Origin of the sequence: Pseudomonas syringae pv. tomato str. DC3000, from assembly GCF_000007805.1 — a bacterium.
GTDB lineage: Bacteria > Pseudomonadota > Gammaproteobacteria > Pseudomonadales > Pseudomonadaceae > Aquipseudomonas > Aquipseudomonas avellanae.
In genome coordinates, this window is record NC_004578.1 from 4579927 (window position 1) to 4600847 (window position 20921).

Consider the following 20921-nt stretch of genomic DNA (forward strand, 5'->3'; position numbering starts at 1 on the left):
CCTCAGTGGCCCAGATAGACTTCAATGACTTTCGGGTTCTTCTGCACCGACTCCATGCTGCCCTCGGCAAGCACCTTGCCCTGATGCAACACGGTGACCTTGTGCGCGATGCTTTTGACGAACTCCATGTCGTGCTCGATCACCAGCACCGAGCGGCCCTGGCTGATCCGCTTGAGCAGCTCGGCGGTTTGCGCGCGCTCACTGACGCTCATCCCGGCGACCGGTTCGTCGAGCATCAACAGCTCCGGGTCCTGCATCAGCAACATGCCGATTTCCAGCCACTGCTTCTGGCCGTGGGACAACAGCCCTGCCTGCTGGCGTAACAGATCACCGAGAAAAATTTCTGCAGCCACCTGATTCACCCGGCCCACCACTTCATCGGTACGCTGAAAAAACAGCGCGCCGAATACCGTGCGGCCTTTGGGGAAAGACATTTCCAGGTTCTCGAACACCGACAGGTTGTCGTAGATCGACGGGGTCTGGAACTTGCGCCCCACACCGGCACGCACAATGTCGTACTCCTTCATACGGGTGAGCTCACGGCCCTTGAACTCAATGCTGCCGCTGGTGGCGCGGGTCTTGCCGCAGATCAAATCGAGCACGGTGGTCTTGCCCGCACCATTGGGCCCGATGACTACGCGGACTTCGTTGCGGTCGATGTACAGATTGAGATCGTCCACCGCCTTGAAACCGTCGAAAGACACGGTCAGCCCTTCGATGGCAAGCACCGGCTTGGGCATGTGAAACGCGGTCGGCTGGCTCATGACTGAGTCTCCACGCTGCTTTTCACCGATGTGCTTTTTACGGGTGCGTGGCCAGCGCCGGGAATAGCAGGCGCGACCGGCTTGTCACTGCGTCTGAAGCGCCCCAGCCACTTGCGCCCGTGGCTTTCCCACAGACCCGCCAGGCCATCCGGGAAGTACATGACCACAGCGATAAACAACCCGCCCATCAAGTACAGCCAGAGCTCTGGAAAGGACTCCGAGAAGTAGGTTTTCCCGTAGTTGACCAGCAACGAGCCATACACCGCCCCCAGCAACGACATGCGTCCGCCGACTGCGGCAAATATCACCATCTCGATGGACGGCACGATGCCCACGAACGAGGGCGACATGAAACCCACCTGCAAAGCGAACATGGCCCCGCCGATGGCCGAGAAACCGGCCGCGACGCAGTAAACGAATATCTTGAAACCCGCCACGTCATAGCCCGAAAACCGTACGCGCTCTTCCTTGTCGCGCATGGCCATCAGCAGGCGACCGAGCTTGGAAGCCAGAATGAACTTGCCGATCAGGATGCAGCCCAGCAGCAGGCCCGCATTGACGAAATACAGAGCCAATTTGGCGCCATCGCTGCGGATGTCCCAGCCCAGCAACGTCTTGAGATCGGTAATACCGTTGATGCCTCCGGTCAGGCCCTGCTGGCCGATGATCAGCACCGTGAGAATCAGCGCAATTGCCTGGGTGACGATGGAGAAATACACATCGCCCACACGCCGCTTGAACAGCGCAGTGCCGATGATCCACGCGAGCAGCACGGGCACGGCAATCACGGCGAAGACGCTGAACGTGAAGCTGTGAAACGGCACCCACAACGCTGGCAGTTCGGTGATCTGGTTCCAGTCCATGAAGTCGGGAATACCCGGTGTTGACTGGATTTTCGTGCTCTGGGGGTCGCTGGCTTCCAGCTTGAGAAACATCGCCATGCAATACCCGCCCAGACCAAAAAACACGCCTTGGCCCAGGCTGAGAATTCCGCCATACCCCCAGCACAACACCAGGCCCACCGCGACAAAGGCATAGGTCAGGTATTTGCCGATCATGTTCAGACGAAAAGCGTCCAGGGTAAGCGGAAAGACCAGCAGAATCAGGGCCGCGAGGATCAGCAGGCCGATAACACCCTGTCGTCCGCCCATGAGTTTGTCTATTGCGTTCATCGGGCGACCTCTACTTGCGAACTTTGCTTGAGAACAACCCTTGCGGGCGCATCAGCAGAATCAGAATCACGGCAGACAGGGTCAGCACCTTGGCCATCGATCCACTCATGAAAAACTCGGCAATCGACTGCGTCTGGGCAATGGTGAACGCCGAAGCAATCGTGCCCAGCAGGCTTTGCGCACCGCCGAAGACCACCACCAGAAACGTGTCGACGATATACAGCGACCCGGCCGTCGGCCCGGTGGAGCCGATGGTGGTAAACGCCGCGCCCGCCACCCCCGCCACGCCGCAACCCAGCGCAAAGGTCATGCGGTCCACTTCGCGGGTGTTGATCCCCACGGCGCGGCTCATCACCCGGTTCTGCACCGTTGCCCGCACATGCAGGCCCCAGCGTGTGCGGTACAGCATGAGGAAGATGCAACCGGTCAGCAGCACGGTCAGCGCCATCACGAACAGGCCATTGCGCGGAATCTCGATGGTGTCGCTCAGGCTGACCGCGCCCATCAGCCACTCGGGCGGGTTGGCGCTGACTTCCCGGGCACCGAAGATCGAACGCAGCGCTTGTTGCATTACCAGCGACAAACCCCAGGTCGCCAACAATGTGTCCAGCGGCCGGTGATAGAGACGGCTGATCATCACCCGCTCGACCAGCCAGCCAATCGAGCCCGCCACTACGAACGACAGCGCAATGGCGAAGAAAAAGTAGTAAGGCTGCATAGACGGCATATAGGTCTGCACCAGCGTCGACAGCACATAGGTGGTGTACGCGCCGACGGTCAGAAACTCGCCGTGGGCCATGTTGATCACGCCCATCTGGCCGAAAATGATTGCCAGCCCGAGCGCCATGAGCAGCAGCACGCAGAACACCGAAAGCCCGTTGAACCCTTGCATGGCGGCGATAGCACCGAACTCAGATAGCCATTGCATGGTGATGGTCCCCGAATGAAGAGAAAAGCAGGCGAAACACCGTCAGGGTGGGAGCCGACTGCCTCCCACCCTGCGCGGTGCTTACTGGTAGCCTTTCGGGAAAGGGTTGGGCTCGATCAGGTCAGATTCGTAGATCACCTTGAACTGGCCATTGGCTTGAACCTCACCGATGCGCGTCTTGCTCCACAGGTGATGGTTTTCGTGAACTTTCACGTAGCCTTCAGGCGCCGTCTTGAGCTCGATACCCGGGGATGCCGCGACCACCTTGTCGACATCAAAGCTGCCGGCTTTCTCGACTGCGGCTTTCCACAACCATGGGCCGAGGTAGGCAGCCTGGGTCACGTCGCCCATCACCGAATCCTTGCCGTATTTGGCCTTGAACGCGTCAACAAAGGCTTTGTTGTTGGGGTTGTCGAGGCTCTGGAAGTACTTCATGGAGGCGTAGAAACCTTCCATGTTTTCGCCGCCGATGCCGAGCAGTTCGTCTTCGGTGACCGACAAGGTCAGCAGGTTCTGTTTGGTGGACGTCACACCTGCAGCCTTGAGCTGTTTGTAGAACGCTACGTTGGAGCCACCGACCACGGCGGCGAACACCACATCCGGTTTCTTCAGCTTGACCTTGTTGATCAGCGAGCCGAACTGGGTGTTGCCCAGCGGGTAATAATCCTCGCCGACCACGGTGCCATGCAGAACGTTTTCAATGTGCTTGCGAGCGATCTTCATCGAGGTACGCGGCCAGATGTAATCCGAGCCGATCAGGTAAAACGTCTTGGCGCCCTTCTCTTTGGCAATCCAGTCCAGGCCCGCAAGAATCTGCTGGGTCGCTTCCTGGCCGGTATAAATCACGTTTTTGGATTGCTCCAGGCCTTCATAGAACGTCGGGTAGTACAAAAGCCCGTTTTCCTTCTCGAACACCGGCAGCACGGCTTTGCGCGAGGCCGATGTCCAGCAGCCAAACACCGCCGCTACCTTGTCGCCGACCAGCAGCTTTCTGGCTTTTTCGGCAAAGGTCGGCCAATCGGACGCACCATCCTCCTGCACCACTTTGATCTGCCGACCGAGAATGCCGCCCGATGCGTTGATCTGCTCGATCGCCAGGCGCTCGGCTTGAATCGAACCGGTCTCAGAGATCGCCATCGTGCCGGTGGCCGAGTGCAACTGACCGACAGTGACTTCGGTCGCGGTAACCGCAAGGCCAGTGGTGTTGGCGTCGGCGGCGATGGCTGCCTGACCGAAAATACTGGCGGCAATCAGCGACAGCGCCGCCGTGCCCAAGGCCAGCCGTCGGGGGAGTGAGCGCTTGGTGCTTGTCAGGGATGTGTCCATGGTGCGGCTCCTGTGCGAGTGAGTCCTGACTGACGCTCTGTTGGCGTCTGGTCACGAGGTGGGCTCAGCATGAAGCGGCGTGCACGATGCGGGTATACGCAGCATGACGTAGTCGCATACGTCATTTGACTTACCGCCAGCGGGCGGATTTGCAGGCATGATTGCGCACCTGCGCAAGCCGCGGGCATGGATATTGCTGGCTTTTGTTGTACAGCGTTTGTTTTATCAGGGAGCTTCGAACGACCTATTACCCCTCCTCTGGAGACGTACCGTGCGACCTTCAGGCTCTCAGCGCATCATAAAAATTCGACGCGACTACAACCGCCTGGTCGCCGACGAAACAATGGAAGACTACGCGCTCAGGTTCACGCCCAAATCGTTTCGCAAATGGTCGGAATGGCGCATTTCGAACACGGCCGTTGGTGCCGTGTCCTTTTTGGCACTCGAGGCCATCGGCGGCGCGCTGGTGATCAGCTACGGGTTCACCAATACCCTCTGGGCAATCCTCGCCACTGCACTGGTGATCTTCCTGACCGGCCTGCCAATCAGCTACTACGCGGCGCGCTATGGCGTCGACATGGACCTGCTGACCCGTGGCGCAGGGTTCGGCTACATCGGCTCGACCATCACGTCGCTGATCTACGCCAGCTTCACCTTTCTGTTCTTCGCCCTTGAAGCGGCAATCATGGCCCTGGCGCTGGAGCTTTACTTCCACATTCCGATTGCGCTGGCCTACATCATTTGCTCAATCATCGTCATCCCGCTGGCGGTTTACGGCGTCACCCTGATCAGCCGCTTGCAGATGTGGTCGCAACCGTTGTGGCTGACGCTGCTGCTGGTGCCCTATGTGTTCGTGATCTGGAAAAACCCCGATGCCCTCGGCGACTGGCTGAGTTTCTCCGGGCGCGAAGGTGAAGGCGGCACCTTTGACCTGTTGTTTTTCGGTGCGGCGTTCAGCGTCGCGCTGTCGTTGGTGACGCAGATCGGCGAGCAGGTCGACTACCTGCGCTTTCTCCCGGAAAAGACCCGGCACAACCGCAAACGCTGGTGGGCCGCATTGCTCATGGCAGGGCCTGGCTGGATCATCCCCGGCGCGCTGAAAATCATGGCCGGGGCCTTCCTGGCTTTTCTCGCCCTGCAACATGAAGTGCCCGTTGAGCGCGCCGCCGAGCCGACGCAGATGTACCTGGTCGCCTTCCGGTACGTGTTCAGTTCCCCCGAGTGGGCGCTGGCGGCCATGACCCTGTTCGTAATCATTTCCCAGATCAAGATCAACATGACCAATGCCTACGCAGGCTCGCTGGCCTGGTCGAACTTTTTTGTCCGCGTCACCCACAGCCACCCGGGGCGTGTGGTCTGGCTGGTCTTCAACGTGGCCATCGCGCTGGTGCTGATGGAGCTCGGCGTGTTCGATGCCATCGAGCAGGTGCTGGGGCTGTATGCCAACGTCGCCATTGCCTGGATTGGTGCGCTGGTCGCTGATCTGGTCATCAACAAGCCTATGGGCTGGTCGCCGAAACACATCGAGTTCAAGCGCGCGCACCTTTACGACATCAACCCCGTGGGCGTCGGTGCCATGTCGATTGCCTCACTGGTGTCGTTCTGCGCCCACTTCGGGCTGTTCGGTGCCATTGCTCAAGCCGCACCGCCCTTGATTTCGCTGGCCATCGCGCTGGTCACCGCCCCGCTGCTCGCCTGGCTGACCGACGGCAAGTACTACATCGCCCGCACCAGCTCCGACACCCTGCTCTACCCGCAAGGACGGCAGGAATCATTGCTGTGCGGCCTGTGCAACAACGCCTTTGAAACGCCCGACATGGCCTACTGCCCGGCCTATCGAACGCCCATCTGTTCGCTGTGTTGCTCACTGGATGCGCGTTGCGGGGACCAGTGCAAACCACGGGCGCGGCTGTCCATGCAGTTCGAGGACCTGATCGGCAAGGTACTGCCACGCTTTCCGCGCCACTACCTGCACACCCGGCTGGCGCAATACCTGGGCCTGTTGACCATCCTGGTGGCGGGCTCGTCGGGAGCACTTGCGTTGATCTACAACCAGGTCGCCCATGGCCTGATCGACCAATCGCCAGAGGCCCATCACCTGTTGATGCTGGCCTTCCTGAAAGCGTTTTTGACCGTCTGCGTGTTCGCCGGGGTCCTCGCCTGGTGGGTGGTGCTGACCCGAGAAAGCCGCCGGGTGGCGCAGGAAGAGTCCGAGCGCCAAACCTCCCTGCTCATACAGGAAATCGACGCCCACGAAAAAACCGACCAGGCGCTGCAAAAAGCCAAGGAAGCTTCGGAGGCCGCCAACGCAGCGAAAAGTCGCTACATCACCGGGCTGTCCCATGAACTTCGCACGCCCCTGAACAGCATTCTGGGCTTCACGCAGATTCTGCAACGCGACACAACGACCCCGCCCCATCATCAGGACCCGCTGGCAACCATCATGCGCAGCAGTTCGCACTTGCTGTCGCTGATCAACGGGTTACTGGACGTGGCCAAGATCGAGGCCGGAAAACTGAAGCTTGAGCCCACCGAGATTCTGTTTCAGGAATTCCTCCACGACCTGGAAAAGATGTTCGCCGGCACCGCTCAGGAAAAAAACCTTGGTTTCCGCCTGGAGCTGGAGGGCCGCATGCCTATGGTGGTGCGCGGTGACGAGAAACGGGTACGGCAGATCCTGATCAACCTGCTGGGCAATGCCGTGAATTTCACCGACAGCGGCGAAGTGGTGTTACGGGTCAGTTATCGCCGCGAGACCGCCATTTTCGACATCGTCGACAGCGGCATAGGCATTGCCCCGGAGCAAATTGAACGGATCTTCCAGCCCTTCGAGCGTGGCGGTCAGACGCGCCATGACAACGGCGTCGGCCTGGGCCTGACCATCACCCGCATGCTGACCGCGTTGATGGGCGGCGCGCTGTCGGTTTCCAGCACGCCGGGCGAAGGCACGCACTTCAAGGTGCGCCTGTTTCTGTCGGAAGTGCGGGTGCCCAAGGCGGTGATCGACGTCAATCATGACGTGGTCGGCTATGACGGCGAGCGGCGTCTGGTACTGGTGGTCGACGACCACATCGAGCACCGCAAGGTCATCAGCGGCATGCTCGAACCGCTGGGCTTCACCGTCGCCCAGGCCGAAAACGGTATGGAAGCAGTTCGCCAGGTGTCCCTGCTGCACCCGGACCTGATCCTGATGGACCTGTCCATGCCGGACATGGACGGCTGGGCCACCCTGCGCATGATCCGTCGCAACGCACGCTCGAACGCGCCGGTCATCGTGCTGTCGGCCAACGCCAATGCAAGCACCGACGACGACATCGGCCACGACTACCTGTCCAAACCCGTGCACCTGCGCGACCTGCTGGATCGCCTCAAACATCACCTTAACCTCAACTGGCAACATCGCTCCCGCACTGCCAGCGAAACAAAAACCCCGTGGATCCTGCCGCCGCGCGAAGACCTTGAAGACCTGTACACCCTGTGCGGTCTGGGGTACGTACGCGGTATCCAGAACAAACTGGACGCCATTGAAACCAGCAACATCGCGAGCGGCAGTTTCGTCACCGACCTGCGCGCGCTGGCCAAAGGTTTTCGTCTGGATGAACTCAGCCTGCACCTCAAGGAGATGCTTGATGAACGCCCTTAGCCAACCCAGCGACAAAGGCGTCATCCTGATCGTTGACGACACCCCGGACAACCTTGCGCTGCTCTCCGATGCGCTGGACGAAGCGGGCTACATGGTCATGGTGGCACTTGACGGCACCAGCGCCCTGCTGCGCATCCAGCGCCGCCGCCCGGACCTGATCCTGCTCGACGCCATGATGCCGGGAATGGACGGCTTCGAGACCTGCCGGCAAATCAAGCAACAGCCCGACGCCTCGAACATCCCGGTACTGTTCATGACCGCCCTGACCGACAGCGAACACGTCGTCGAAGGCTTCGAAGCCGGCGCGATCGACTACGTGATCAAACCCATCCAGTGCAACGAAATGATCGCCAGAGTCGCCTCCCACCTGCGCACCGCGCGCACCCTGCAATCCGCCCGCAGCACCTCGCAACCACCCGGCATCAACGACGCCGCCGCCTACACCCACCTCTCCAGCAGCTTTCAACTGACCGAACGCGAAGTCGACGTGCTTCGCTGGGTAGCGTGCGGCAAGACCAACAAGGACATTGCCGATATTTTGCAGTTGAGCCCCAGGACGGTTAACAAACATCTGGAGCATATTTATGTGAAGTTGGGGGTGGAGACGCGGACGGCGGCGACGTCGGTTGCGTTGGCGGCGATGGCAAGGGTGTAGGTGGGTTGGTGCTTTCCACCTGCGTATCGGCCATGGTCTCGGTTTTGACCAGGCGGTTTTCGCAGTCGTAGGTGAAGGTTTGCCAGCGCACGATGCCGACGGCTTTTTCGATCAGGTTGCCCCAGGCATCGTATTTGTATTCGTGGTTGCGCCACTGTTTGAGGCGGTTGTCTTTGACGTGGTCAAAGCGGCTGGTGTTGAAGTTCAGGCGGTTGGCCGCTGCGTCGTAGCGGAACTCTTCGCCATCGACGATCAAGCCGTTGTTGCGCGCCAGCAACTGGCCGTTGGCTTCGTATTCGTAGCGGGTTTCGCCGCGCAGTTTGTCGAGGGTGCGGCTCAGTTCGCCGGCCGGGTCGTATTCGTAACGGCGGTGGATGGAGTTGTAGGCGTGTTCGACGTATCGCTCGGGCTTGATGAGCGGGTTCTGGATCTGCGACAGCTTTTCAGCAGGCAGGGTCGTGGCGTACTGCCAGGCCTTGCGGCCCATGCTGTCGTAGCCGAAGCAACTGGTGAGTTTGCCCTGCGTGCGGTAGATCTCGCGGTGCAGGTCGTCGCGCTCCATGTCGCTGATCAACTGGCCATCAAGATTCAACTGATGCAGGTGGCCGCTGCCGTAATACAGATGGTTCAGGTGCTGGCCGGTGGGAAGCGTCAGCGTGGTCAGGTTGCTCAGCGGATCGTAGTCGTAGGTCAGCGCGCCTTGTGGCGTGGTCTCTTTCGTCAGGCGGCCCAGCAGGTCGTAGGTAAATTCCAGTTTCTCGGCGGTGACGCCGAGTTTTCTGCCGGTGTCGGTCTGTTTGCGCTGAATCGACAGCAGCCGGTCGCCGTCGTCGTATTCGTAGTCCTGACGCGCATCGTCGTTGAGTTTGGCCAGCAGGCGCCCAATCGGGTCGCGCTCAAGAAAGGTGCTGCGGCTTGGCTGTTCGCCTTTGTCGCCGTAGCCGATTTCCTCGACCTGAGTCAGGTGGCCGCCGAGGTTGTAGCTGAAACGGCGGGTGAGGTTGTCGATGCGCTTTTCTTCGATCAGGCGGTCGGAGTTGTCGTAGGCGAAGTTGTAGGTGGCATCGTTTTCGTTGGTCAGGGCGACGAGGCGGATGGCCTTGTCGTACTGGTAGGCAACGGCTTTGCCCTTGGCGTCTTCACGTCGGGTCGGCAAACCACGGGCATTGCGTGACAGCCGGGTGATCTGGCCTTTGCCATTGGTGTGCGAAACGACCTGACCCAGCGCGTTGTAGGCAAAGGACTCAACGCTGCCGTCCGGGTGGTTGATGCGCAGCACTTCGCCGTCGGGTTTGCGCTCCAGCGTGGTGGTGGTGTTCAGCGCATCGGTCACGGCAATCAGGTGGCCGCGATCGTCATAGCGGTAGTGGGTGTCTTTGCCTGAGCAGTCCTGGAAGCGCACCACTTGTGCCAGGCTGTTCCACCACAGGTACTTGGACTTGTAGGTCGCATCGATGATGGTGTGTGGCAGGCCATCTTCGCTGTTGAGGTATTCGGTCTTGTGGCCAAGCGCGTCGGTCTCGATCAGCAGATTGCCTCGGGAGTCGTAGCGGGCCTTCCACGTGCTGCCGTCGGGGTAGGTTGTCTGGGTCACCAGCGTGGTCGCCAGATGATGTTTGTAGGTGATCTTGCGCCCGAGCGGGTCGGTTTCTTCAACCAGCCGCGAGAGGTGGTCGTATTTGAAGGTCAGCGTGTTGTCATCGGGCAATACCAGCCCCGTTATATTGCCGTTTTCGTCGATATCGATGGTGTAGTGTTCGCCACCGTAATCACGGCCGGAAGTGACTCGACGGTCTTCGTTGTAATGAACTTCCAGTTCACGGCCCAGCACATCGACGGCCCACGAGGTGCGCTGTTTAAAGTCATACCGGTAATGGTAATGCTCGCCATCGCTGGTCCAGTGTTCGACCACGCGGGGCTGGCCGTCGATGGTTTCCCAACGGTAGTAACAGTTCAGGCCCAGTGCATTGCTGTGGCGGGTCATCACGCCGTCGGTGTAAGAGAAGCTGCGAATGGAATCGCCATTGCGGTTATAGACGTCACTGAGCTGGCCGTTGTCGTCGTAGTGGTAACGCGCGAGGGTTTCAACAGCTTCCTTGTTGACGATGCGCTTCACCGACGTCAGCCGTCCCAGCGGGTGCTCGTACTGCAAGTGCACATGCACATTACCGGTGGCGCTGATGTCGGTCAGGGTGCCTTCCTCGGTACGGCTGAAATGCAGGTAATGACCGAGTGCATTTTCGATGCGTTGCAGCGGAACAGGCTTGCTGTCGTTCGGCACTTCGCCGAAGTAGAAGAAGATGTTGTCCTGAGTCTGCAGCATGTAGTGGCCGCCTTGCGTGCGGACCAGGTGCATCTGCTCGTAAGGGTTGTAGATACTGTGACCGGGCTCGACATTGACGAAGGGCACACTGCGCCCCTGATTGTCGATGAGGTAAACAAAGCTGCCATTTCGGCGCAGGCTCTGCTCCCAGGGCAGCACCCAGCCTTTGCCCAGGACGCTGTCGACATTCAGGTCGCTGGCGTAAAAGCGCGACCATTCAATGGGCATCAGTCCCGGCAGTGCAAAGTCGGTTTCACCCTCTTCAAGCAATAACTTTCGTCCGCTGGTGAGGTCGACGGGGTTGCCGCTGAAGCCGCCGATCACCCCGTTTATTGCAGGCCCGGCAACAAAACGTCCGAACAGGTAGGAGCCACCCGCCAGGGCGGCAACTTTCAAGGCGCAAGGGGCAACGGCTTTAAGCCCCTGTGCAAGCCCCTTGGTCAACATGGGTAGCCCGGCACGCCCCATGGAGGCAACGATGATGGCGATATCGACGGCAACGCGAAGCGCTTCAGGAACTTCCTCGTTCACTTTCAGATAGCGCTTTGTACCACCGCCAATAAAAACGTTATTGGACCCGGTGCCGATTTTTGCACCGCAGGTGACCTTGTCACCCTTGCGCGCAGCGGGATGGCCGTTGATGAAAACGTTGGTAGAGCCGTCGGCAATCAAAATGGGCGCAGGGTGATTTTCGCACTTAGCGGTAGTTTGAGTGGCCAGAGCCGCATTACGGCCATTGATAAAGACGTTGGGCGAACATCCCGTCTGCATGATATCGCCTGCCGGCGTCGTTCGCGCTGCCCCCCAGCTTTCACCCATCGCCGGCGCCGCCCCCGCACCGATGGATAACACTACGCCCAGAAGAATGGCACCGAGTCCTGCGGTGCAGACAATCAGGGCTGCGCCAGCCACGGCCATCGCGATGCCAATGACAGCGCCCGCCAGAAGCCCACCCAATGCGCCAGTGTGCTCAATTCCATCGTGCAACCGGGCAGCTTCAAACATAGCGCCGCCCCCTCTGCCCAGTCATGGCAAAGCTATCGGTGAGCCAACCCGAAAGCTTGATGGAGTCATGCGGCGGTTGATAGTCCATGTACGTTGTCTGTCCTTGAACGCTATTGATTCACGGCCGATCTGCCTTAGACCCACTTCGTCTTCATAAGGCGAACTGTACACAGTGGCCCGCTGAATTTCTGCGACACAGTTCGAAAAAGATACAACAATCGCATCGTGCCTACTCGAAAAAATGCCATTTCCTACGCGTGAAGTTCTGACCGCTTTGCCCGATCAACAAAGCGTGATGCTGGACAACCCCAGATTGACCCAACTGCAACGGCCATGCACATCGCTGGACGTACGACACTGGCGCAGTGTCCTGAAACGCATCAACCGCATGCGTTCTGCCGCCTGACACCGGACCAACAGCGTTGACACCCCGACCGCCAAAAAACATGATGCATCCAACCTCAAAAACCGGAACGCACTCATGGGCGACAAGAAAAAGCTGTTGCTGACTGGCGCAAGCCGGGGGATTGGTCATGCCACGGTCAAGCATTTCAATGCCGCAGGCTGGGAAGTGTTCACCGCGTCCAGGCAGAACTGGGTGGATGACTGTCCGTGGGCGGAGGGGCTACTCAATCATATCCATCTGGACCTGGAAGACATCGACAGCGTCAGTGCCAGCATGGCAGCGATCAAGGACAAGCTCGGCGGGCGTCTGGATGCGCTGGTGAACAATGCGGGCGTTTCGCCGAAGACGCCGGAAGGCGGTCGCATGGGTGTGCTGGAGTCGGATTACAGCACCTGGATCAAGGTCTTCAACGTCAACCTGTTCTCCACCGCACTGCTGGCGCGCGGGCTGTTTGATGAGTTGAAGGCCGCCAAGGGCAGCATCATCAATGTCACCTCGATTGCAGGCTCCAAAGTGCACCCTTTTGCCGGTGTCGCTTACGCCACGTCCAAGGCCGCGCTTTCCGCTTTGACCCGCGAGATGGCCTTCGATTTCGGCCCGCACGGAGTCAGGGTCAACGCCATTGCGCCGGGCGAGATCGACACCTCGATCCTGTCGCCCGGCACAGCGGAAATCGTCGAGCGGCTGGTGCCGATGCACCGCCTGGGCAAGCCCGAGGAAGTGGCCTCATTGATCTATTTTTTGTGCACCGCTGGTGCTTCTTATGTGAATGGCGCAGAAATTCACGTCAACGGCGGTCAGCACGTCTGATTCAACGGGTGCCTGGCACGTTTGCCGGCACCCGCCGCACGCCTAACCGGCTGATCCACACCGAAGCGACAATCACCCCGCCGCCAATCAGCAAACGAGTGAAGTCTTCGTGCTGGTTCCAGATCAGCAGGTTGATCAGCAGCCCCAATGGCACATGCAGGTTGTTCATGACGGCCAGGGTGCCGCCATTGACGCTACACGCGCCTTTGTTCCACCAGTACATGCCCAGCGCTGTCGAACACAGGCCGAGGAACAGCAGCACGATCCATTGGGTCGGTGCTTCGGGCAGATGTTGCGGGTTGCCGAACATCAGGAACGCGGGCAGCACCACGGCCAGCGCACCCAGATAAAAGTAGCCGAAACGTCGGTAATGCGGCAGGTCGCTGGGGTGGCGCGCCACCAGATGTTTGTACAGCACCTGCCCGGCAGCGTAGGTGAAGTTGGCCACTTGCAGCAGCAGGAAGCCGCCGAGAAAATCGCCGTCCAGGCCGTCGTAACGAATCACGCCTGCGCCCAGCACAGCGACCAGCGCCGCCAGCAAGGCCCAAGGATTGAAGCGCCGGTTGAGTGCGTCTTCGATCAAGGTGACGTGCAGCGGCGTGAGGATGGTGAACAGCAGCACTTCCGGCACCGTCAGCACCCGAAAGCTCAGGTACAGGCAGACGTAGGTAACGCCGAACTGCAAGGCGCCGATCAGCAGCATGCCGCGCATGAATCGCGGCTCGACCTGACGCCAGCGGGTCAGTGGAATGAACACCAGACCGGCCAGCACCACACGGATCAGCACGGCAAAGTAACTGTCAACGTGCCCCGCCAGATAGACACCGATCAGGCTGAATGAAAACGCCTGAATCAGTGTGACGAAAAGTAGATAACCCATGCCCGCCCCCGTTTTTGAAGGGCGCGACCATAGCGGTTTGCGCAACCTGCTGTCCACCGACAGACCACTGACGGGCCATTGCTTTTTGACGCCAACCCGGCGGCGCGACCTGCGTTACCCGTCACAATTATGACAGACGCATTATTGACGCATATGTCGTCTCTTTCGACGAAAATATAGCCTATATCACGCAACTTTTCCTGAATAAGGGGTCTTACACCGGGGCGCTGCAATATTGACTTCATTACCTAAAATCTTCGTCGCCTGGAGTAACGCTATGATATTCAACACAAAAGATTTTGGAGCTTTGGGCGACGGCGTCACGAACGATACAGCAGCAATTCAGGCTACGATCGATGCGGCCGCAGCGGCGGGGGGTGGTGAAGTGGTTCTGGCGGCAGGGACCTACATCGTGTCCGGTGGCGAAGAGCCTTCCGATGGCTGCCTGATGCTCAAGAGCAACGTCACCCTGTCAGGTGCCGGCATGGGCGAGACGATCATCAAACTCGCGGACGGCTCGGACACCAAAGTCACCGGCATCGTCCGCTCGGCCTACGGTGAAGAAACCCACGACTTCGGCATGAACAACCTCACGCTGGACGGTAATCGGGACGCCACCACCGGCAAGGTGGACGGCTGGTTCAACGGGTACATTCCGGGCTCTGACGGCAAGGACTCGAACGTCACCCTGGACAGCGTCGAAATCAAGGATTGCTCGGGATACGGGTTCGACCCGCACGAGCAGACCGTCAATATGGTGATCAAGAACAGCGTGTCCCACGGCAACGGCCTGGACGGCTTCGTGGCCGATTACCTGAGCGACAGCGTGTTCGAGAACAACGTCGCGTATAACAACGATCGTCACGGCTTCAACGTGGTGACCAGCACCCACGACTTCACCCTGAGCAACAATATCGCCTACGGCAATGGCAGCACCGGCATCGTGGTGCAGCGCGGCAGCGAAAACATTCCTTCCCCCGCCAACATCACCATCACCGGCGGCGCGGTCTATGGCAACGGTGCCGAAGGCGTGCTGATCAAGCTGTCCAGCCAGGTGTCGGTCAGCGGCCTGGACATTCACGACAACGGCAGCGCGGGCGTGCGCATTTATGGCAGTTCCGCGGTGGATGTCTTTGATAACACGCTGAGCAACAACTCCCTCGGCGCACCGGTGCCGGAGATCATCATTCAGTCCTATGACGACACCACTGGTGTCTCCGGCAAGTACTTCAACGGCAGTGACAACCTGATCCGTGGCAACCTGATCACCGGCAGCGACAACTCTACCTACGGCGTGGCCGAGCGCAACGAAGACGGCACCGATCGCAACAGCATCGTCGGCAATACCATCAGCCACACCAGTAAAGGCCTGACGCTGGTTTACGGTGATGGCAGCTTTGCGGGCGATGCGTTCCCGCTGGTCACCGTGCTGGGCACAGAGGCCAACGACGTTATTACCGGCGGTGCGGCACACGAGCTGATCTTCGGTCTGGCGGGCAAAGACACGCTCAACGGCGGCACGGGCGACGACATTCTGGTCGGCGGTGCCGGGGCCGACAAGCTGAACGGCGGCGCGGGTGCCGATACCTTTCGCTTCGATCAACTGACCGACAGCTATCGCACGGCGACCACCAGCGCTACCGACCTGCTCACTGACTTCAACGTCAGCCAGGACCGCATCGATCTGGCGAACCTGGGCTTCACCGGGCTGGGCAGCGGCAAGAATGGCACGCTGAATATCAGCTACAACGCCACCTTGGACCGCACCTATGTCAAGTCTCTGGACGTCGATGCAAGCGGCAACCGGTTCGAGCTGGGCCTGACCGGCAACCTGAAAGATACACTCAATGCCAGTCACTTCATCTTCCAGCGCGTGACGGAAGGCACCGCAGGTGGCGATACCCTGACCGGTACTGCGGGCAACGATGTCATCAACGGCAATGCCGGCGTGGACCGCATCGATGGCGGCGCGGGGGCAGACACGATCAATGGCGGTGCCGATGCCGACACACTGACCGGGGGCGCAGGTGCCGACGTTTTCGTCTACAGCTCGCGCCTGGACAGCTACCGCAATTACACCGCTGGCGGGCCGAAGCAGAGCGACACCATCGTTGACTTCAACGTCGCCGAAGACCGCATCGACCTTTCCGCCATTGGCCTGCGCGGGCCGGGCGATGGCAGCGCGAACACCCTTTACCTGTCGCTGAACGGCGATGGCAGCAAAACCTACGTCAAGACCAATGCGGTTGACACCACCGGCAATCGTTTCGAGATCGCCCTGGAAGGCAATCTGCTCGACAAACTCGGCGCGTCCAACTTCATCTTCTCCAGCGCATCGGCCACCAATCAGGCACCGGTGCTCAACACGCCGCTGATGGACCAGATAGTTACCGAACTGAAACCGTTCTCGTACGCCGTGCAGCCTGGTAGTTTCAGCGACCCGGACAGCACCGCGCTGACCTACAGCGCGACACTGGCAGATAACAGCGCCCTGCCCGACTGGCTGAAATTCGACAGCAAGACCCTGACATTCAGCGGCACACCAGGTGGCACAGCTTCAGGGCTCTATTCCGTGCTGCTGACAGCCAGCGACGCGACAGGCGCTTCGGTGGCGGACAGCTTCGCGATCAATGTGGGCAACGTCGCACCGGGCATCATCACCGGCACCGAAAGCGCCGAAGCGCTTTATGGCACCGAGGGTAACGACACATTGCTGGGCCTGGGTGGCGACGACACCTTGCGCGGCGATACCGGCGCCGACGTGCTCAACGGCGGAGCGGGCCGCGACGCTTTGTATGGCGGCGCCGATACTGACACGTTCGTCTACAGCACGCTCACCGACAGCTACCGTGACTACGACGCAAGCGGGCTGACCGCGACGGACACAATCTTCGATTTCACCCCCGGTCAGGACAAGATCGACGTCTCCGCCTTGGGCTTTCTGGGGCTGGGCAACGGAGAAAACCACACGCTGTACATGACGCTCAACGAGGCGGGCGACAAGACCTACGTCAAATCCGCTACTTCCGATGTCGAAGGCAATCGCTTTGAAATCGCCTTGAGCGGCAACCTGATCAACACCCTGACTGACGCAGACTTTGTGTTTGGCCAACGTGAGTCTCAGGAGATTCTTTATTTGCCGACGCTGGGCCAGTCCAACGCGCGCCTGCTGCGCATGACCGAGGACGACAACCAGTCCGGCACCTCGGAAATGGCCAAGGACCTGACCCGCTATACCGATTACGACGTGCGCAGCCAGTTCAACGACGCCAACGGTGATGCCATCGACCTGGCGGTAGGCGGCAGCACCGTCGTCGGTTACTCGACCGGCACCCCGGAAGAGCAGCGTATTTCCTGGTGGCTGACCGATACCGATCAACCTGGCCAGGCGCTGCTGCGTGCCACCGAGCTGCTTAAGGCGCAACTGGCGTCGTTGACGGCCATCGACAAAGTCACCACCGGCATTATCTGGGGTCAGGGCGAAGAAGCCGCTCAGGAAATAGCCCGGGCCACTGATAAACAAGCTGCGGCCGACCTGTACAAGGCATCGACCCTTAAGGTGTTCGACTACTTGCACGCGCAGATAGGCGACTTCACGGTGTACCTGGCAGAAACCGGCCATTACCAGGCACAGGCAGCCGAAGCACGCGGCTACCCTCAGGAAAAAATCAACGCCATTGTCGAAGGTGCGGGTTATGTCCGCGCCGCTCAGGAAGCCATCGCCAGCGAACGCAGCGACATCAAACTGGCGGTTGACTACACCGACCTGCCCTTGCGTTACGAGGTCAACTCGCTGGTTTACCCGGATGACGTCTGGCACCTGCATGAAGAGTCGGCAGAGATCGTCGGTCAGCGACTGGCCGACTTCATTGCCGACGACCTGGGTTTCAGGGGCAACGCCAGTGACAACAATGACCCGGCGGCCATTTTTGCGGGCGGCCAGAACGAAGGTGGCAACATTTTCGGCACCAGTGACGATGACACGCTGATCGGCAGCGCCGGCAACGACATACTGGACGGCGATCAGGGTGCAGACCAGATGACGGGAGGCGATGGCAACGACATCTATGTGGTCGACAACTCGCTGGATACCGTCACCGAGAGCAATGACTCGCCGTCGCAGGTCGATACCGTGGTGTCGTCTGTCAGCTGGACGCTGGGGGCCAATGTCGAAAATCTGCTGCTTACCGGCGTGTCTGCCATCGACGGCACCGGCAATGCGCTGAAAAACGTGATCACGGGTAACAGCAGCGACAACGTTGTGGACGGCGGAGCCGGAGGCGATTTGCTGAAAGGTGGCGACGGCTCCGACAGCTATTACGTCGATGACGTGGCAGACCGCGTGGTCGAGACCAACAGCGATGCGTGGGTCGGCGGCGTCGATACGGTGTACAGCGCGCTGGCGAGTTATACGCTGGGGGCCCATCTGGAAAACATCGCGATCACCCGTACAGACACTGCCAACGCCACCGGCAATGCCTTGGATAACGTGCTCTACGCGGGCGCTGGCGACAATGTTATGGGTGGGCGTGACGGCAATGACACGGCGTCGTACCTGTTCGCCAGCGCCGGGGTCACGGTCGCGCTGAACACCAGCGCCCAGCAAGCCACCGGCGGTTCTGGCCTGGACACCCTGAAAGGCACTGAAAACCTGACCGGCAGCCAGTTTGCCGACTCGCTGACGGGCAACAAGAACGCCAACGTGCTGAACGGTGGCGCTGGCAACGATACGTTGTCCGGGGGCGCAGGCGACGATGTGTTGATCGGGAGTTCCGGTGCGGACACTTTGATCGGTGGCACCGGGGCGGATCGCTATGTGTTCAACAGCATCGACGAGGTGGGCCGTGACGGCTTGCGCGACATCATCAATGGTTTCAAGGTGAGCGAAGGCGACAAACTGGATTTCACAGGCTTCGATGCCCGACCGCTTACTGATACCCACGATGCGTTCACGTTCATCGGCAACTCGGCGTTCAGCGCCAACAACACCGGCGAGCTTCGCTTTGCCGATGGCGTGCTGTACGGCAATGTCGATGACAACACCGGGGCGGACTTCGAAATCCAGCTAACGGGTGTGCAGAGCCTGCAGGCGGCTGACGTCATCGTCTGATAGCGACCATGTTCCGCGCTCACGGTTGAATCTCAACTATCGTGCGACGCCCTTTTAGCTATCGTGCGACGCTCTGCGTCGCATGCCGTTCTGGACGCTCTGCGTCCGGTCTTGACTGCGCGGCGCTGCGCAGATCTGTGACGCGGAGCGTCACCCAAGGCATTCCGACGCTGGAGCGTGCGGAACGATAATCTCAACTATCGTGCCACGCCCTTTCAACTATCGTGCCACGCTCTTTCAACTATCGTGCGACGCTCTGCGTCGCATGCCGTTCTGGACGCTCTGCGTCCGGTCTTGACTGCGCGGCGCTGCGCAGATCTGTGACGCGGAGCGTCACCCAAGGCATTCCGACGCTGGAGCGTGCGGAACGATAATCTCAACTATCGTGCCACGCCCTCTCAACTATCGTGCCACGCTCTGCGTCGCATGCCGTTCTGGACGCTCTGCGTCCGGTCTTAAATGTACGGCGCGTAGCAGTTTTGTGAATCCCACCTGCCAAAACCTCACTTCAAAAGCAACGCATCGATCAAAAACGCAAAGCCCCTATACGCCCCATCCATAAATTTGTTTTATCCATAAGGGCGCTCTACTCTCAGGCTGGCTGACAGGTGAGCTTGATGCGCAACTTGATAATGCTGCGATTGAATTTGGACGATACGTCAACGCTCTTGCCAGCCCCCACTTGCACACGCCGGGTGCGCGGCGCTTCTGGCCCATTGGTGAACACTATTGAACATTTGGCGTCTACGTCACCGTAGTTGTTGACGGTAATCGCCCCGGTGTCGTGATAGACATCATGGGTTGCATAGTCGATTTTCACGTCCCGGTACTGCTTTTCCACTTCAATGGGGTACGCAAAGGCTGTGACAGGCAACATGACCAGCAGTAAACAGCACAGTCGATTCATTCGGCGATCTCCGGGACGGGATTGTCAGAGTAGAACAATAGCCGGCACATTAAAGAGGAATTACAGCATGAAAGCGCCCCGCGTGACGCTCGACCAGTGGCGCACGTTGCAAGCCGTCGTCGATCATGGTGGTTTTGCACAGGCCGCCGAGGCATTGCATCGTTCGCAGTCATCGGTGAGTTATACCGTGGCGCGTATGCAGGAACAGCTCGGCGTGCCCTTGTTGCGCATCGACGGGCGCAAGGCTGTGCTGACCGAAGCCGGAGGTGTCCTGCTGCGGCGCTCGCGGCAACTGGTCAAACAGGCCAGCCAGCTGGAAGACCTCGCTCACCACATGGAACAGGGCTGGGAAGCGGAGGTGCGGCTGGTCATCGACGCCGCCTACCCGTCGGCGCGGCTGGTCAGGGCGCTGACTGCGTTCATGCCGCAAAGCCGTGGTTGCCGGGTTCGCCTGCGTGAAGAGGTGCTCTCGGGGGTCGAGGAAGTGTTGCTCGAAGGCGTCGCAGACCTGGCCATCAGCGCCTACAGTATCGCTGGCCATCTGGGAACGGAAATGAGCTCGGTCGAGTTCATCGCCGTTGCGCACCCGGACCACGCACTGCATCAGGCCAATCGCGAGCTGACCTTTCAGGACCTGGAAAGCCAGTTGCAGGTCGTGATTCGCGACTCCGGCAGGCGAAGCCCCGGGATTTCGGCTGGCTGGGCGCCGAACAGCGCTGGACAGTCGGCAGCCTCGGCACGGCAGCGACCTTTGTCAGCAACGGCCTGGGGTTTGCCTGGCTGCCTCGGCACATGATCGAACGCGAACTGCGCGAAGGGCTGCTCAGACCCCTGCCGCTCGACAAGGGTGGCATCCGCAATCCGACGTTCTATCTTTACTCCAGCAAGGACCGGCCGCTAGGGCCGGCGACGCAGATTCTGATCGACCTGATCCGCACCTTCGACACCGCGCCGCTGAACGTAGCGCTCCCCGCCGCTCAACACGCCTGACA

The 20921-nt window shown here is 59.9% G+C and carries 10 protein-coding genes and 2 pseudogenes; 5 read left to right on the plus strand and 7 right to left on the minus strand.

Translation table 11 applies throughout. The features are described 5' to 3' along the window. Positions 1-2 precede the first annotated feature (2 nt). The 4 genes from urtD to urtA all read right to left on the minus strand — a co-directional run bounded on the left by urtD (position 3) and on the right by urtA (position 4190). Positions 3-764 (minus strand): urea ABC transporter ATP-binding protein UrtD, encoded by a 762-nt coding sequence (gene urtD / locus PSPTO_RS21120; protein WP_011104862.1) that lies wholly within the window; start codon positions 762-764, stop codon positions 3-5. Next, positions 761-1936 carry an urea ABC transporter permease subunit UrtC gene (gene urtC / locus PSPTO_RS21125; protein ID WP_011104863.1) on the minus strand — a complete coding sequence of 392 codons (1176 nt, stop codon included), beginning with the start codon at positions 1934-1936 and terminating at the stop codon, positions 761-763. The genes urtD and urtC overlap by 4 nt, the downstream gene beginning before the upstream one ends. A gap of 10 nt (positions 1937-1946) precedes the next feature. Next, on the minus strand, positions 1947-2864 hold the full coding sequence (gene urtB, locus PSPTO_RS21130; protein WP_044393615.1) for an urea ABC transporter permease subunit UrtB: 918 nt from the start codon (positions 2862-2864) through the stop codon (positions 1947-1949). 81 nt (positions 2865-2945) lie between these two features. Beyond that, positions 2946-4190: an urea ABC transporter substrate-binding protein gene (gene urtA, locus PSPTO_RS21135; protein ID WP_005767480.1), complete on the minus strand. Its 1245-nt coding sequence runs from the start codon at positions 4188-4190 to the stop codon at positions 2946-2948. Between the two features lie 271 nt (positions 4191-4461). Between urtA and PSPTO_RS21140 the strand changes: the two genes are divergently transcribed. Further along, on the plus strand, positions 4462-7833 hold the full coding sequence (locus tag PSPTO_RS21140) for an ATP-binding protein (protein WP_044393613.1): 3372 nt from the start codon (positions 4462-4464) through the stop codon (positions 7831-7833). Beyond that, positions 7820-8488 carry a response regulator gene (locus tag PSPTO_RS21145; RefSeq protein WP_011104866.1) on the plus strand — a complete coding sequence of 223 codons (669 nt, stop codon included), beginning with the start codon at positions 7820-7822 and terminating at the stop codon, positions 8486-8488. Before PSPTO_RS21140 ends, PSPTO_RS21145 begins: the two co-directional genes overlap by 14 nt. A 4-nt stretch (positions 8489-8492) precedes the next feature. Here the strand turns inward: PSPTO_RS21145 and PSPTO_RS21150 are convergent. Beyond that, positions 8493-11816, minus strand: a pseudogene (locus tag PSPTO_RS21150) (DUF6531 domain-containing protein); the annotation flags it as partial. 481 nt (positions 11817-12297) lie between these two features. Here PSPTO_RS21150 and PSPTO_RS21155 point away from each other — a divergent pair. Continuing rightward, positions 12298-13032 carry an SDR family NAD(P)-dependent oxidoreductase gene (locus tag PSPTO_RS21155; protein ID WP_005619926.1) on the plus strand — a complete coding sequence of 245 codons (735 nt, stop codon included), beginning with the start codon at positions 12298-12300 and terminating at the stop codon, positions 13030-13032. 1 nt (position 13033) lies between these two features. On the opposite strand, the gene PSPTO_RS21160 is transcribed toward PSPTO_RS21155, so the two are convergent. Further along, entirely contained in the window at positions 13034-13912 is an 879-nt protein-coding gene (locus PSPTO_RS21160; protein ID WP_005764980.1) for a carboxylate/amino acid/amine transporter, read from the minus strand. Positions 13913-14189: 277 nt separating this feature from the next. On the opposite strand from PSPTO_RS21160, the gene PSPTO_RS21165 reads away from it, so the two are divergent. After that, on the plus strand, positions 14190-19022 hold the full coding sequence (locus tag PSPTO_RS21165) for a M10 family metallopeptidase C-terminal domain-containing protein (RefSeq protein ID WP_011104868.1): 4833 nt from the start codon (positions 14190-14192) through the stop codon (positions 19020-19022). Positions 19023-19614: 592 nt separating this feature from the next. On the opposite strand, the gene PSPTO_RS21180 is transcribed toward PSPTO_RS21165, so the two are convergent. Continuing rightward, positions 19615-19929, minus strand: a complete 315-nt coding sequence (locus PSPTO_RS21180; protein WP_005764975.1) for a hypothetical protein — start codon at positions 19927-19929, stop codon at positions 19615-19617. A gap of 67 nt (positions 19930-19996) precedes the next feature. Here PSPTO_RS21180 and PSPTO_RS21185 point away from each other — a divergent pair. After that, positions 19997-20919 (plus strand): annotated as a pseudogene (locus tag PSPTO_RS21185) (LysR family transcriptional regulator). The last annotated feature ends 2 nt before the right edge of the window (positions 20920-20921 follow it).

Bases quoted from the DNA above. Each gene is read 5' to 3' on its own strand.
- PSPTO_RS21180 (WP_005764975.1), bottom strand. From the start codon at position 19,929: ATGAATCGACTGTGCTGTTTACTGCTGGTCATGTTGCCTGTCACAGCC.
- urtB (WP_044393615.1), bottom strand. From the start codon at position 2,864: ATGCAATGGCTATCTGAGTTCGGTGCTATCGCCGCCATGCAAGGGTTC.
- PSPTO_RS21160 (WP_005764980.1), bottom strand. From the start codon at position 13,912: ATGGGTTATCTACTTTTCGTCACACTGATTCAGGCGTTTTCATTCAGC.
- urtC (WP_011104863.1), bottom strand. From the start codon at position 1,936: ATGAACGCAATAGACAAACTCATGGGCGGACGACAGGGTGTTATCGGC.
- urtD (WP_011104862.1), bottom strand. From the start codon at position 764: ATGAGCCAGCCGACCGCGTTTCACATGCCCAAGCCGGTGCTTGCCATC.
- urtA (WP_005767480.1), bottom strand. From the start codon at position 4,190: ATGGACACATCCCTGACAAGCACCAAGCGCTCACTCCCCCGACGGCTG.
- PSPTO_RS21145 (WP_011104866.1), top strand. From the start codon at position 7,820: ATGAACGCCCTTAGCCAACCCAGCGACAAAGGCGTCATCCTGATCGTT.
- PSPTO_RS21155 (WP_005619926.1), top strand. From the start codon at position 12,298: ATGGGCGACAAGAAAAAGCTGTTGCTGACTGGCGCAAGCCGGGGGATT.
- PSPTO_RS21165 (WP_011104868.1), top strand. From the start codon at position 14,190: ATGATATTCAACACAAAAGATTTTGGAGCTTTGGGCGACGGCGTCACG.